The organism is Streptomyces sp. NPDC047130, assembly GCF_040643475.1.
In the GTDB taxonomy this organism is placed as follows: domain Bacteria; phylum Actinomycetota; class Actinomycetes; order Streptomycetales; family Streptomycetaceae; genus Streptomyces.
The window spans coordinates 1-13,614 of the sequence record NZ_JBEYUK010000040.1; the positions used below are offsets into that span (position 1 = coordinate 1).

Below are 13,614 nucleotides of genomic sequence, written 5' to 3' on the forward strand. Positions count from 1 at the left end.
CTCCCAGACGCTCGACCGGGGACTGCGTGTCCTCAAGCTGCTCGCCGACACCGACCACGGCCTGACCGTCACCGAGCTGTCCCAGCGGCTCGGCGCCGCTCGGGTCTTCTGGGGTGTTCCCGGGGCGCTGCTGGGCGCCGGGCCGGGTCAGAGCTCCCGGTGCACCTTGGTGTTGGACGCCTGGGCGCGGGGGCGGACCACCAGCAGGTCGACGTTGACGTGGCTGGGGCGGGTGACCGCCCAGGCGATGGTGTCGGCGACGTCGTCCGCGGTCAGCGGCTCGGCCACGCCCTGGTAGACCTTGGCGGCCTTCTCCTCGTCCCCGTGGAACCGGGTCAGGGCGAACTCCTCGGTCTTCACCATGCCGGGCGCGATCTCGATCACCCGGACCGGGGTGCCGACGATCTCCAGCCGGAGGGTCTCCGCGAGCACGTGCTCGGCGTGCTTGGCCGCCACGTAGCCGGCGCCGCCCTCGTAGGTGGCGTGACCGGCGGTGGAGGAGACCACCACGACCGTGCCGTCGCCGCTCGCGGTCAGGGCGGGCAGCAGCGCCTGGGTGACGTTGAGGGTGCCGATCACGTTCGTCTCGTACATGGTCCGCCACTCCTGCGGGTCGCCGGTGGCCACCGGGTCGGAGCCGAGGGCCCCGCCGGCGTTGTTGACCAGCACGCCGACGGCCCTGAAGGCGGTGGCGAACTCGTCAACGGCGGCGCGGTCGGTGACGTCCAGGGCGTACGCGGTGGCGGAGTGGCCGGCGGCGGTGATCTCCTCCGCGAGCGCCTCGATCCGGTCCTTGCGGCGGGCGGTCAGGACGACGCGGTAACCCGCCGCGGCGAGCTGCCGCGCGGTGGCGGCGCCGATGCCGCTGCTGGCGCCGGTGACGACGGCGATGCGGGAGGCGGGGGTGGGGGTGGCGGTGTAGGCGGCGGTCATACGGCGCGGCGCTCCCGTTCGAGTCGTGTCCACGGACCCCGCCACCTTAAGCACCGTCCCCCCGCCCCCGGCACCCCGTCTCACGACCGGCCCGGACGAGGTGCGGCGCGGGGGCCAGGGCGGCGGGGAGCGCGTCGGTCAGCGGCGAGGGGCGTACATGATCACCGCCATGCCCGCGAGGCAGATGAGCGCCCCGGCCACGTCCCACCGGTCAGGCCGGTACCCGTCCGCGACCGCCCCCCACGCGAGGGACCCGGCGACGAAGACGCCCCCGTACGCCGCCAGCACCCTCCCGAACTCCCCCTCCGGCTGGAACGTGGCGACGAACCCGTACGCCCCCAGCGCCAGCACCCCCGCCCCGATCCACGCCCAGCCCCGGCTCTCCCGGAAGCCCTGCCAGACCAGCCACGCGCCGCCGATCTCCAACACCGCGGCCAGCGCGAAGAGCACCGCGGACCTCACGATCACCATCGGGTCACCATGCCATGCCGCGGGCGGCGGAATACCTGTCGCCCCCGCCTGGTTCTCGGATATAGTTCAATGGTCAACAACATTGGAGTGAGCGACCATGACCATGGAGTTCGGGATCTTCTCGGTCGGCGACGTGACGCCCGACCCCACCACCGGCCGGACCCCCACCGAGCGCGAGCGCATCAAGGCCATGGTCGAGATCGCGCTGAAGGCGGAGGAGGTCGGCCTCGACGTCTTCGCGATGGGCGAGCACCACAACCCGCCCTTCGTGCCGTCCTCGCCCACCACCATGCTGGGCTGGATCGCGGCGCGGACGGAGACGCTCACCCTCTCGACCTCGACGACGCTGATCACCACCAACGACCCGGTGAAGATCGCCGAGGACTACGCGATGCTCCAGCACCTCGCGGACGGCCGCGTCGACCTGATGATGGGCCGCGGCAACACCGGCCCGGTCTACCCCTGGTTCGGGCAGGACATCCGCCAGGGCATCAACCTCGCCATCGAGAACTACGCCCTGCTCCACCGCCTGTGGCGCGAGGAGGTCGTGAACTGGGAGGGCAAGTTCCGCACCCCGCTGCAGGGCTTCACCTCCACCCCGCGTCCCATGGACGACGTGCCCCCGTTCGTCTGGCACGGCTCGATCCGGTCCCCCGAGATCGCCGAGCAGGCCGCGTACTACGGGGACGGGTTCTTCCACAACAACATCTTCTGGCCCGCCGACCACACCCGCCGGATGGTCGAGTTCTACCGGACCCGCTTCGCCCACTACGGCCACGGACGGCCGGAGCAGGCGATCGTCGGCCTCGGCGGCCAGGTGTTCATGCGGAAGAACTCCCAGGACGCCGTCCGCGAGTTCCGCCCCTACTTCGACAACGCGCCGGTCTACGGCCACGGCCCCTCCCTGGAGGAGTTCACCCGTGACACCCCGCTGACCGTCGGCTCCCCGCAGCAGGTCATCGAGCGCACCCTGTCGTTCCGCGAGGTGGCCGGCGACTACCAGCGCCAGCTCTTCCTCATGGACCACGCCGGGCTGCCCCTGAAGACCGTGCTCGAGCAGCTCGACATCCTCGGCGAGGAGGTCGTGCCGGTGCTCCGCGAGGAGTTCGCCAAGGGCCGCCCGGCCGACGTGCCCGACGCGCCGACCCACGCCTCCCTCGTCACCAGGGCGAAGGCCGAGGCCGAGGCGAAGACCGGGACCGGGGCCGGAACCGGGGCCGGGACGCCGCTGAACGACACCACGAAGGAGAAGGAGGCCGCACGATGAAGCTCGTCGTCGTCTCGGCGGGACTGAGCGTCCCGTCCTCCACCCGGCTGCTGGCCGACCGCCTCGGCCGCGCCACCGCCGACCGCACCGGCGCGGACGTCCAGGTGATCGAGGTGCGCGACCTCGCCGTCGAGATCGCGCACAACCTCACCAACGGCTTCCCCGGCCGCGAGCTGGCCGCCGCCCAGGAGGCGGTGACCGCCGCCGACGGACTGATCGTCGTCACCCCGGTCTTCTCCGCCTCCTACAGCGGGCTCTTCAAGGCCTTCTTCGACGTGCTCGACAAGGACGCCCTGGACGGCAAGCCGGTCCTGATCGCCGCGACCGGCGGGTCCGCCCGCCACTCCCTGGTCCTGGACCACGCCCTGCGGCCGCTCTTCTCCTACCTGCGCGCCGTGGTGGTGCCCACCGGCGTCTACGCGGCCTCCGAGGACTGGGGGGCGGAGGGGCTCCAGGAGCGGATCGACCGCGCGGCGGGCGGACTCGCCGCGCTGATGTCCGGCCCGGCGGCCGAGCTGCCCGCCGCCCGCTCCGCCCAGGAGGACGACCCCGGCGTCGTCCGGGTCGGCGACCTGGAGACCGTCCCCTTCGAACAGGCCCTCCAGGCGCTGCGCACCTCCTGAGCCGCACCGTGGGGCACGGAACCCGGAATGACAGGATGGGTCCGTGCCCCACACCGTGCTGCTCGCCGAGGACGACCGCGCCATCCGCAACGCCCTCGCCCGCGCCCTCACCCTCGAGGGCTACGCGGTCACCGCCGTGTCCGACGGCGCCGCCGCGCTCGAACAGGCCACCGCGGCCGCGCCCGACGTGCTGGTCCTCGACGTGATGATGCCCCGCGTCGACGGCCTCCAGGTCTGCCGCGAACTGCGCGCCCGCGGCGACCGCACCCCGATCCTGATGCTGACCGCGCTGGTGGAGACCGCCGACCGGATCGCCGGCCTGGACGCCGGCGCCGACGACTACGTGCCGAAGCCCTTCGAGGTCGAGGAGGTCTTCGCGCGCCTGCGCGCCCTGCTCCGCCGGGCCGGCAAGGAACCCGTCCGCGGCCCCGCCGCGCAGGGCCCCGGTACGGGGCGCGACCCGCGGACCCTCGACGCCGCCGGGCTGCGGATGGACCCCTCCGCCCGCCGCGTCTGGCGCGGCGACCGCGAGATCGAGCTCACCCGCACCGAGTTCGACCTGCTGGAACTGCTGCTCCGCCACGCCGGCGTGGTCCTCGAGCACGCCACCATCTACGACCGCATCTGGGGCTACGACTTCGGCCCCGGTTCCAAGAACCTCGCCGTCTACGTCGGCTACCTGCGCCGCAAGCTGGACGAGCCCGGCGCCCCGCAGCTGATCCACACCGTGCGGGGCATCGGGTACGTGCTGCGGGAGGGCTGAGCCGGTGCCCGGACTCCTCGGCCGGCTGGCCTCGCTGCGCACCGGCTTCGCCGTCTCCTTCGCCGCCGTCGCCGCCGCCGTCACCGTGGTGGTCGGCCTGCTCTCCTACAACGCCGCCGCGCGGATGGTCCGGGTGGACCAGCAGACGATATTCGCCGAGGTCGTCGGCGACCTGAAGGCCGAGGTCCGGCAGCGGCGGATGACGCCGGAGGACTTCTCCTCGCACGTCCCCGGGCACGACATCGTCCGCCCGAGCCGCACCGTGGTGCAGGTCCTCGGCCCCGACGGATCGGTGGACGACCCCGGCCGCCCCGCCCTGCCGGTCACCGACGAGGACCGCCGCACCGCACTGCGGCGCGCCGCAGGTCTCACCGTGGAGCACGCGGACATCGTGGCCGGCCACGACATCTACCGCATCGCCACCGTCTCCCTCGGCGACGGACGCGGCGCGGTCCAGGTCGCCCACGAGTTCAGCGACACCGAGGACCTGCTGAGCGAACTCCAGCGCCGCACCGCCTGGCAGATCGTCGCCGTGGTCTTCGCCGCCGGCCTCTTCGGCTGGTGGCTCGCCCACCGCATCACCCGCCGCCTGGTCGCCCTCACCGACGCCGCCGAGGCCGTGGCCCGCACCCGGCACCTGTCCATCCAGGTCCCGGTCACCGGCGCCGGCGAGGTGGGCCGCCTCGGCCGCTCCTTCGACCGCATGCTGGACCGGCTCGCCCGCTCCGAGGAGGACCAGCGCCGCCTGGTCCAGGACGCCGGCCACGAACTGCGCACCCCGCTGACCTCGCTGCGCACCAACATCTCGATGCTCCGCCGGATCGACGAACTGCCGCCCCGCGTCCGGGAGGAACTGGTCGAGGACCTGGCCACCGAGTCGCGCGAGCTGACCGACCTGGTGAACGAGCTGGTCGACCTCGCCGCCGGCCAGTCGGACGCCGAACCGGTCCGCCCGGTCGACCTCGCCGAACTCGCCGAGGACGTCGCCGTGCACGCCCGCCGCCGCACCGGCCGGGACATCCGCGTCTCCGCCACCGGCGACACCACGGTCGACGGCCGCGCCGCCGCCCTCCAGCGCGCCGTCTCCAGCCTGGTGGAGAACGCCGCCAAGTTCGACCAGGACGGCACCGCCCCCATCGACGTCCGGGTGGTCCGCCACCGCGGCGCCGGCCACCTCCGCGTGGAGGTCCTGGACCGCGGCCCGGGCATCGCCCCCGCCGACCTGACCCGCGTCTTCGACCGCTTCTACCGCACCCCCGCCGCCCGCAGCCTCCCCGGCTCCGGCCTCGGCCTCTCGATCGTCCGCGAGGTCGCCGCCTCCCACAACGGCTCCCCCTTCGCCTTCCGCCGCGAGGGCGGCGGCTCCGTCATCGGCTTCACGGTGGACGAGACCGCCGACTGACGGTCGGCCCGCTCCCGCCCCGTGAGAGTGAAGTCCCGTCGAAGGGATCTCCTGCCGGGGAACACCCGGCCTACGCTCGCCTCCTGGAGCACGTCACGGCCCTTGGCGGGTTGCCCCCGCAAGGGGCCAGAACCACGGGAAGGGCTGACTCCCCATGACCGACAGCGAGCCCGACGCCGGACGACCGGGCCTCGACGCATTCCCCGAGGACGCGGGCGCCGCCGCCTTCATGGACCTCACGGTCCCCGACTACGCCTACATGTTCGGCTTCCTTCAGGCCGACGGGCACCTGTCCGGCGCCCCCGGCAGGAAGGGACGCCTCACGGCCGAGCTCAGCGCACGGGACATCGGCATCCTGCGGCGCTTCCAGGAGCTGACTCCCTACCCCAGCAGCATCAGCGAACGGACCCGCCGGACGAATCTCTCCGACGGGCACCATTCCGCCACGTGGACGGTCTGCTCCCTCGCCGCAAGGACCAGGATCAACGAGCTGGGCCTGCCGTACGGAAAGAAGTCGAACCGCATCAAGCCGCCGCGAGTGGACTTCTCCCGCGCCGACTACCTGCGCGGCATCGTCGACGCCGACGGTTCCGTGGGCTTCACCGCGGCCGGTCTTCCGTTCGTGAGCCTCACCACGGAAAGCACTGCCGTCGTGACCTACCTGTGCTACTACGCGCACAAGGTGAGTGGCGTGCTGCGCATTCCGCGCCGCAACACCCGTGACGGCGTCTACAACGTGATGTTCGCGGTGGAGCATGCGCAGAAACTGGCCGCCCAGCTCTACTACCCGGGCTGTCTGGCGCTCGGGAGGAAGCGGGAAGCCGCCGACTCCCTTGCGGCCTGGACACGACCGGAAGGCATGAGGGCGGCACACACCCGACGCGTGTGGACCGCACGCGAGGACCGCCTGCTGCTACGGCTCGGTGACCCGGCGGCCGCCGCGACCGAACTCGGGCGCACACGGAAGAGCTGCACCATCAGATTGTGGCGACTGCGCCGAGGCGAAGCGCCCATGCCGGCGGCGGAGCAGTGAGGCATCCGGGTCACCCCTCCTCCGCGCTCCGAGGAGGAGGGGCAACCCTGTTCAGCCCTTGACGCAGATGAACTGCTTGAGCTTCGCCACGACCTCCACGAGGTCACGCTGCTGGTCCATCACCTGGTCGATCGGCTTGTAGGCCGCCGGGATCTCGTCGACCACACCTGAGTCCTTCCGGCATTCCACGCCCTGCGTCTGGCGCTCCAGGTCGGCCGTCGTGAAGCGCCGCTTGGCCGCGCTTCGACTCATCCGCCGGCCCGCGCCGTGCGAGGCCGAGTTGAAGGCCTTCTCGTTCCCGAGCCCCTTGACGATGTACGTCGACGTGCCCATGGACCCCGGAATGATGCCGTACTGGCCCGGGAGGGCACTGATCGCACCCTTTCGCGTGACCAGCAGGTCCATGCCCTCGTACCGCTCGAGATTCACGTAGTTGTGGTGACAGCTGATCTCCGGCGCGAAGGACACCTTGGCCTTCTTGAACTCCTTGCGGACCACGTCCTTCAGCAGCGCCATCATGATCGACCGGTTGAACCGGGCGTACTCCTGCGCCCAGTAGAGGTCGTTCTCGTAGGCGGCCATCTGCGGGGTGTCCGCGACGAAGACCGCCAGGTCGCGGTCGACCAGGCCCTGGTTGTGCGGCAGGCGCTGCGCCACACCGATGTGGTACTCGGCGAGTTCCTTGCCGATGTTCCGCGAGCCGGAATGGAGGGTGAGCCACACGACACCCTCGGAATCGAGCGTCAGTTCGATGTAGTGGTTGCCCGATCCAAGCGTTCCCGCCTGCTTCGCGGCCCTCTCCTCGCGGAACCTGACCGCCTCGGCGACCCCGTCGAACCGCGCCCACAGGTCGTCCCACGCCGCGGTGGCGAAGCCGTGCAGCCGGCCCGGGTCCACCGGGGAGTCGTGCATGCCGCGGCCCACCGGAATGGCCTGCTCGATCTTCGACCGCAGCCGCGACAGGTCCCCCGGCAGGTCGTTGGCGGTCAGCGAGGTCTTCACCGCGGACATCCCGCAGCCGATGTCGACGCCCACCGCCGCCGGGCACACCGCGCCCCGCATGGCGATCACGGAGCCCACGGTCGCGCCCTTGCCGTAGTGGACGTCCGGCATCACCGCGAGGCCCTTGATCCACGGCAGCGTCGCCACGTTCTGGAGCTGCCGCATGGCGCCGTCCTCCACCGCCGCCGGATCCGTCCACATCCGGATCGGCACCTGCGCCCCCGGCACCTCGACGTACGACACGACAGACCATCTCCCCCGAAAAGCGACAACAGAGAACAGCGAACAAGACCCGACAGGCCCAGCGGATCGACGCAAACGCAACATGCATGACCAACGTCACGAAAGGGACCGCAGACCGGCGTTCCCGGTGGCGTGTGCGATACACATTGTCTGCCGGGACCCCGTTCCCCCGGCAACCGATTAACCCCGAGAGGAGCCCGACCGTGCAGCGGAAGGCGTTCACCATCGGCACCGCCGCCCTGCTCGCGGCCGTGCTGGCCGGCTGCAGCGGCGGCCCCTCCGAGGGGGAGCAGGCCGACGACTCCAAGCCGGGCGCGCAGAACGCCACCACGGCCGAGGCGGAACCGGGCCGCTACCAGACGCTCCCCGAGCCCTGCGGCGTGGTCGGCGAGGAGCGGCTGGAGGAACTGCTCCCCGGCCTGCGGAAGATCGCGGACGCCAGGAAGCGCGAGGCCGCGTACGAGGGCAAGGCCTCGCTCACCTTCGACCTGGACCGCCAGGTCGGCTGCCGCTGGCAGGCCGAGTCCGCCGACGCCACCGCCTCGCTCGCGCTGGACTTCGAGCGGGTGGTCTCCTACGAGCCCGGCGTGAGCGACGAGGACAAGACCGGGGAGCTGTTCGCCGACCTCCGCGACGAGGCCGGGGTGCCCGCCCCCGGCGACGGGCCGTCCACCGGCTCCGACGGCCCGGCCGCGCCGTCCGCGTCCGCGTCCGCCTCCGGTTCCCCCGAGGCCGAGGCCGAGGCGGAGGCCGAGGCGGAGGCCGAAAACGAGGCCGAGGCATCCGCCACCGCCACCGCCACCGGCTCGGTGGACCTCGCCCCGCGCGTCCTGGAGGACCTCGGGGACGAGGCGTTCCTCGACGACGACCTCGGGACCGCCGGAACCACCGCTTCCGAGCGCACCGTGACTGTGGTGTTCCGCACGTCCAACGTCCTCGTGAAGATCGATTACACGAGCCGTCCGACGCGCGCCGGTGAGACCGCGGACAGCGAGGAAATGCAGGACAGGGCGCAGGAACTGGCCGCCGAGCTGGTCGAGGAACTGGTCGGCTGACACCTTGGCACAGCGCTCGCCCGCCCGTCCGGCGAACGCCTCGGCGCGGGCGGCGGGTCCCGCTCACCGCGTACCGTGACCTGTCGGACCGGGATCGAACACCACGCCTGACGTCATCCGCCGGGTCGGGGGTATCCGGGTCCCGCAGGAGCCGAAGCGAAGCCGTGAGTGAAGGAACCATGCAGCGAGCGCACCGAGCCAATCGTCCCGTTCAGCGAGTCGTCCGTGCCCTGACCGGCGCGGCAGTCGTCCCCGTGATGCTCGTCGCCGCGGCCTGTTCCTCGGACGCGGAGCCGAAGGCCGACGCCAAGCAGAGCGCGAGCAGCGACAAGCCCTCCGCGAAGGCGTCGCCGTCCGTCGAGCCGGCCGCCTACCAGGAGCTGCCCAAGGCGTGCGACACGCTCGGCAAGAAGACGCTGGGCGAGCTGGTGCCCAAGGGCTCGAAGACCGAGAAGGCCGGCCGCACCGACGACGCGGGCAACCGGTCGAGCTGCACCTGGAACAGCCTGGACGACAACGGCGTCGAGGGTTCCCAGTACCGCTGGCTGAGCGTCTCCCTGCTGCGCTTCGACTCCGACGCGGTCCGCGGCGCGGCCGCGACGCAGGCCGAGGAGCAGTACGAGGCCATGATCGAGGAGGCGCGGAACACCTCCGACGCCAAGAAGGTCGCCACCGAGCCGGTCGAGGGCGTCGGCACGGAGGCCACCCTGGTCACCTACGACCTGAAGAAGAAGGAGGGCCTCTTCAAGCAGCAGACCGTGGTCGCGCTGGTCGAGAACGTCGTGGTGACGGTCGACTACAACGGTGCCGGTCTGGCGGGCGAGGACGCCCCGAGCATGAAGAAGCTGAGCAAGCAGGCGGTGGACGCCGCCGAGGAGGCCGCCGCGAAGGTCGCCGCGGCGAACGGTGACGGCGGCGCCGGTTCCGGCTCCTCCGCCTCCCCGTCGGCCTCGCCCTCCTCCTCCGCCACCAAGTCCTGACGCCCGGACCGCAGCGCAGGCCGTGACGCCCGGACCGCAGCGCAGGCCGTGACGCCCGGGCCGCGCTCCAACTCCTGACACCTGGCCGGACTTCGCCCGGCGAGCAGCCCCCGCGCGGGTGGTGCGAGACGTCCCCTACGTCCGGCGCCGTCCGACTCGCGCGGCACATCGAGGGTGCTGGTGCGGTCGACCGACCGCCCGGCACCCGTACACATGTGCAACCCTGGTGCGCGCAACAGGACAGTCTGGAAGGGGAGTCGGGTGGCCGCGCCACAGCTCACACGGACGCATCGCATCCTCATCGGGGTGGTGATCGCGGGCGCCGTGGTCATCGCCGCGATCGGCTTCGCGGGGTCGTACGCGGCCGTGAAGGAACTCGCCTTCCAGAAGGGCTTCGGGAACTTCTCCTACGTCTTCCCGATCGGCATCGACGCCGGCATCTGCGTGCTGCTGGCGCTCGACCTGCTGCTGACGTGGATCCGCATCCCGTTCCCGATGCTCCGCCAGACGGCCTGGCTGCTGACGGCCGCGACGATCGCCTTCAACGGCGCCGCCGCCTGGCCGGACCCGCTGGGCGTCGGCATGCACGCGATCATCCCGGTGCTGTTCGTGGTCGCCGTCGAGGCCGCCCGGCACGCCATCGGCCGCATCGCCGACATCACGGCCGACAAGCACATGGAGGGCGTCCGCCTCACCCGGTGGCTGCTGTCGCCGGTCCCGACCTTCCTGCTGTGGCGCCGGATGAAGCTGTGGGAGCTGCGCTCCTACGACGAGGTGATCAAGCTGGAGCAGGAGCGGCTGGTCTACCGGACCCGGCTGCGGGCACGCTTCGGGCGCGGCTGGCGGCGCAAGGCCCCGGTGGAGTCGCTGATGCCGCTGCGGCTCGCCAAGTACGGCGTCCCGCTGGCCGACACCGCCGCGGAGGGCCTCGCGGCGGCGGGCATCGAGCCGGCGGTGGTCCCGGCCGCCGAGGTGGAGCGCGAGGACCGCCGCCGTCAGGTCGGTGCCGCCGCGGCCACCGCCGTCGAGCCGGCCCCGGAGCTGGAGAGCGCCGACCGCCGCCAGGCCCCCGCCCCGCGGGAACAGGACCCGTGGCAGCCGGACCGGCGCGGCCGGCAGCAGCAGCCGCAGCAGCAGCAGGGCGCACCAGGCGCGCTGGACGCGCAGGCGTACGCCGGGCCGCAGCAGATTCCCGCGGACCAGCGGATCCACTACGGCGAGGACGGCAGCGCCTGGTTCTACGACCCGCGCCTCGGCAGCTACAGCCCGGCCACCTACCAGCCGGACCCCGCCACCGAGCAGTGGTACGCCCAGCAGGACCCGCAGCAGCCCGGCCAGGGCACGCCGCAGTTCGCCCAGGACGGCGCGCAGCAGTCCGCGCAGGCCCCGCGGCCCCCGCAGCAGTCCACGCAGGACTTCCCGGCCCAGGACTACCCGGCCCAGGGCTACCCGGCCCAGGACTTCCCGGCCCAGGACTTCCCGCAGGACTACCCGCCCTCCCCCGAGGACACCGGCACCTTCCCGGTCCCCGTCGGCCAGCCCGGCGGCCGCACCCGGCAGCTCGGCGAGGGCGCCCAGCCCGACCCCGAGGCGGCGCCCCAGCCGGCGCCCCAGCCGGCGCCCGGCCCCGCGCCGGAGCCGGAGGTCAGCATCCCCGGCCAGCGCCGGGAGCAGCAGCCGGCCTCGACGCGGACCACCGCGGAGTTCGAGGACGAGAAGGAACGCGAGGACGCGTACTACCAGGTCTTCCGCCGCGCCATAGACGGCAGCCTGCCGACCCCGCGCCAGCTCGGCGAGATCCTCGAGGCCGAGTACGGCCACACCTTCACGCCCAACGAGCTGAAGGAGTACGTGGACCGCTTCGCCGTCCGCTACGACGTCGAACTGGCCCAGGACCACATCGCCTGAGCCTCGCCTGAGCCTCGCCCGAGCGGCCCGAGCGCCCGAGCGGCGCGCGCCACCCCGAACGCACCGGTGCCCCGGTGGTCGTCACGACCACCGGGGCACCGTCGTTCCGCGCCGGCCCGGTCAGGCGGCGCCAAGCAGGCGACGCACGCGGTCCGCGCCGACCGCCAGCAGCAGCGTGGGCAGCCGCGGGCCGGTGTCCTTGGAGACCAGCAGCTGGTAGAGCAGCGCGAAGAACTGCCGCTGCGCCGTCTTGATCTCCGGCGGCAGTTCCTTCGGCGTGGCGTCGGCCGAGAACCCGGCCTGCACCTTGGGCACGCCGTAGACGAGGTGGGTGAGGCCGTCCAGCGACCAGTGGTCGTCCAGCCCGTCCAGCAGGAGCCGCAGCGACTCCCGCGAGGTGTCGTCCAGCGAGCCCAGGAGGTCCGCGTCGGGCTCGTCGCGCACGATGGTGCGCTGGTCCGCCGGGACGTGCGTGTTGATCCACGCCTCGGCCTTGTCGTACCGCGGCCGCGCCTCGTCCAGCGAGGACAGCGGGTGGGCCGGGTCAAGGTCGCTGAGGATGCGCAGCGCCTGGTCCTGGTGGCCGCCGGTGATGTCGGCGACCGAGGCCAGCGTCCGGTACGGCAGCGGGCGCGGCGTGCCCGGCAGGTCACCGGCGGCGGTGGAGGCGGCGCGGGTGTGGGCGGCGATGTCGCCCGGCAGCGCGCTGCCGTCCTCGACCTTGGCCTCCAGCCGGTCCCACTCGTCGTAGAGCCGCTGGATCTCCTGGTCGAAGGCGACCTTGAACGACTGGTTGGGCTTGCGCCGCGCGTACAGCCACCGCAGGATCTGCGGCTCCATGATCCGCAGCGCGTCGGCCGGCGTGGGCACGCCGCCCTTGCTGGAGGACATCTTCGCCATGCCGCTGATGCCGACGAAGGCGTACATCGGGCCGATCGGCTGCTTGCCGCCGAAGATCTCGACGATCTGCCCGCCCACCTGGAAGCTGGACCCGGGCGAGGAGTGGTCCACGCCGGACGGCTCGAAGATCACGCCCTCGTACGCCCACCGCATCGGCCAGTCGACCTTCCAGACCAGCTTGCCGCGGTCGAACTCGCTGAGCAGCACCGTCTCGGTGAACCCGCAGGTCGTGCAGGCGTACGCCATCTCGGTCGACGCGTCGTCGTAGGAGGTGACGGTGGTGAAGTCCTTGCCGCAGTTCCCGCAGTACGGCTTGTACGGGAAGTAGCCGCCGGCCGCGGACGAGCCGTCGTCCTCGTCGGCCGCGCCGGAGCCCTCCGCGGCCTCCAGCTCGGCCTCGTCCACCGGCTTCTGCTGCTGCTTGAGCTGCTGCGCCGGGTCCTTCTTCCTGGTCCGGTACTGCGCCAGGACGGCGTCGATGTCGCCGCGGTGCTTCATCGCGTGCAGGATCTGCTCGCGGTAGACGCCCGTGGTGTACTGCTCGGTCTGGCTGATGCCGTCGAACTCGACGCCCAGCCGGCCCAGCGACTCGACCATCGCGGCCTTGAAGTGCTCCGCCCAGTTCGGGTGCTCGGAGCCCTTCGGCGCGGGGACGGAGGTCAGCGGCTTGCCGATGTGCTCGGCCCAGGACTCGTCGACGCCCTCGACGCCGTTCGGGACCTTGCGGTACCGGTCGTAGTCGTCCCAGGAGATCAGGTGCCGGACCTGGAACCCGCGGCGGCGGATCTCGTCGGCGACCAGGTGCGGGGTCATCACCTCGCGCAGGTTGCCCAGGTGGATCGGGCCGGAGGGCGACAGGCCGGACGCGACGACCACGGGTTTCCCAGGGGCCCGACGCTCCGACTCCTCGATGACCTCATCCGCGAAACGGGAGACCCAGTCGGTGGTCTCGGTGCTCTGAGCCACGATCGGCACGTCCTTCTTTCCTGAGGGGAGACGCCCGGCCGCCGCGACGCCCGCGCGGCCGTGTCGTC

12 protein-coding genes and 1 pseudogene are annotated in these 13,614 nt (G+C 72.3%); 9 read left to right on the forward strand and 4 right to left on the reverse strand.

Going from position 1 to position 13,614, the window contains the following annotated elements:
* Positions 1–94, forward strand: a pseudogene (locus ABZ836_RS28705) (helix-turn-helix domain-containing protein); the annotation flags it as partial.
* A 53-nt stretch (positions 95–147) separates the two neighbouring features.
* On the opposite strand, the gene ABZ836_RS28710 reads toward ABZ836_RS28705, so the two are convergent.
* On the reverse strand, positions 148–933 hold the full coding sequence (locus ABZ836_RS28710) for an SDR family NAD(P)-dependent oxidoreductase (protein ID WP_361146990.1): 786 nt from the start codon (positions 931–933) through the stop codon (positions 148–150).
* Positions 934–1,071: 138 nt separating this feature from the next.
* Entirely contained in the window at positions 1,072–1,404 is a 333-nt protein-coding gene (locus tag ABZ836_RS28715) for a YnfA family protein (protein ID WP_361146993.1), read from the reverse strand.
* A 103-nt stretch (positions 1,405–1,507) separates the two neighbouring features.
* Here ABZ836_RS28715 and ABZ836_RS28720 point away from each other — a divergent pair, with 103 nt between their 5' ends.
* From ABZ836_RS28720 to ABZ836_RS28740, 5 genes are all read left to right on the forward strand, one after another.
* Positions 1,508–2,671 carry an LLM class flavin-dependent oxidoreductase gene (locus tag ABZ836_RS28720; RefSeq protein ID WP_361147061.1) on the forward strand — a complete coding sequence of 388 codons (1,164 nt, stop codon included), beginning with the start codon at positions 1,508–1,510 and terminating at the stop codon, positions 2,669–2,671.
* Complete coding sequence (locus ABZ836_RS28725) at positions 2,668–3,294, forward strand: FMN reductase (protein WP_356137256.1); 627 nt, start codon at positions 2,668–2,670, stop codon at positions 3,292–3,294. Before ABZ836_RS28720 ends, ABZ836_RS28725 begins: the two co-directional genes overlap by 4 nt.
* Positions 3,295–3,337: 43 nt before the next feature.
* On the forward strand, positions 3,338–4,057 hold the full coding sequence (locus ABZ836_RS28730) for a response regulator transcription factor (RefSeq protein WP_356137258.1): 720 nt from the start codon (positions 3,338–3,340) through the stop codon (positions 4,055–4,057).
* Between the two features lie 4 nt (positions 4,058–4,061).
* The gene (locus tag ABZ836_RS28735; protein WP_356137260.1) at positions 4,062–5,459 is read left to right on the forward strand and encodes a HAMP domain-containing sensor histidine kinase; all 1,398 of its coding nucleotides are present in this window, start codon (positions 4,062–4,064) and stop codon (positions 5,457–5,459) included.
* A gap of 229 nt (positions 5,460–5,688) precedes the next feature.
* Positions 5,689–6,492, forward strand: coding sequence for a hypothetical protein (locus tag ABZ836_RS28740; protein ID WP_361147064.1), 804 nt, complete (start codon positions 5,689–5,691; stop codon positions 6,490–6,492).
* Between the two features lie 51 nt (positions 6,493–6,543).
* Here the strand turns inward: ABZ836_RS28740 and ABZ836_RS28745 are convergent, their stop codons facing one another.
* Positions 6,544–7,737 (reverse strand): RtcB family protein, encoded by a 1,194-nt coding sequence (locus ABZ836_RS28745; protein WP_361146997.1) that lies wholly within the window; start codon positions 7,735–7,737, stop codon positions 6,544–6,546.
* A gap of 203 nt (positions 7,738–7,940) precedes the next feature.
* On the opposite strand from ABZ836_RS28745, the gene ABZ836_RS28750 reads away from it, so the two are divergent.
* The 3 genes from ABZ836_RS28750 to ABZ836_RS28760 all read left to right on the forward strand — a co-directional run bounded on the left by ABZ836_RS28750 (position 7,941) and on the right by ABZ836_RS28760 (position 11,680).
* A complete protein-coding gene (locus ABZ836_RS28750) occupies positions 7,941–8,792 on the forward strand; it encodes a DUF3558 domain-containing protein (protein WP_361147000.1) in 852 nt (283 codons plus the stop codon).
* Positions 8,793–9,049: 257 nt separating this feature from the next.
* Positions 9,050–9,772: a DUF3558 domain-containing protein gene (locus ABZ836_RS28755; RefSeq protein ID WP_356137342.1), complete on the forward strand. Its 723-nt coding sequence runs from the start codon at positions 9,050–9,052 to the stop codon at positions 9,770–9,772.
* Positions 9,773–10,033: 261 nt separating this feature from the next.
* Positions 10,034–11,680 carry a DUF2637 domain-containing protein gene (locus tag ABZ836_RS28760; protein ID WP_361147003.1) on the forward strand — a complete coding sequence of 549 codons (1,647 nt, stop codon included), beginning with the start codon at positions 10,034–10,036 and terminating at the stop codon, positions 11,678–11,680.
* Between the two features lie 120 nt (positions 11,681–11,800).
* Here the strand turns inward: ABZ836_RS28760 and lysS are convergent, their stop codons facing one another.
* Entirely contained in the window at positions 11,801–13,555 is a 1,755-nt protein-coding gene (gene lysS, locus ABZ836_RS28765; protein WP_361147005.1) for a lysine--tRNA ligase, read from the reverse strand.
* Positions 13,556–13,614 lie beyond the last annotated feature (59 nt).

Excerpts from the sequence above, each read along its gene's own strand:
- ABZ836_RS28710 (WP_361146990.1), bottom strand. The coding sequence starts at position 933 with ATGACCGCCGCCTACACCGCCACCCCCACCCCCGCCTCCCGCATCGCC.
- ABZ836_RS28715 (WP_361146993.1), bottom strand. The coding sequence starts at position 1,404 with ATGGTGATCGTGAGGTCCGCGGTGCTCTTCGCGCTGGCCGCGGTGTTG.
- ABZ836_RS28720 (WP_361147061.1), top strand. The coding sequence starts at position 1,508 with ATGGAGTTCGGGATCTTCTCGGTCGGCGACGTGACGCCCGACCCCACC.
- ABZ836_RS28725 (WP_356137256.1), top strand. The coding sequence starts at position 2,668 with ATGAAGCTCGTCGTCGTCTCGGCGGGACTGAGCGTCCCGTCCTCCACC.
- ABZ836_RS28740 (WP_361147064.1), top strand. The coding sequence starts at position 5,689 with ATGGACCTCACGGTCCCCGACTACGCCTACATGTTCGGCTTCCTTCAG.
- ABZ836_RS28755 (WP_356137342.1), top strand. The coding sequence starts at position 9,050 with ATGCTCGTCGCCGCGGCCTGTTCCTCGGACGCGGAGCCGAAGGCCGAC.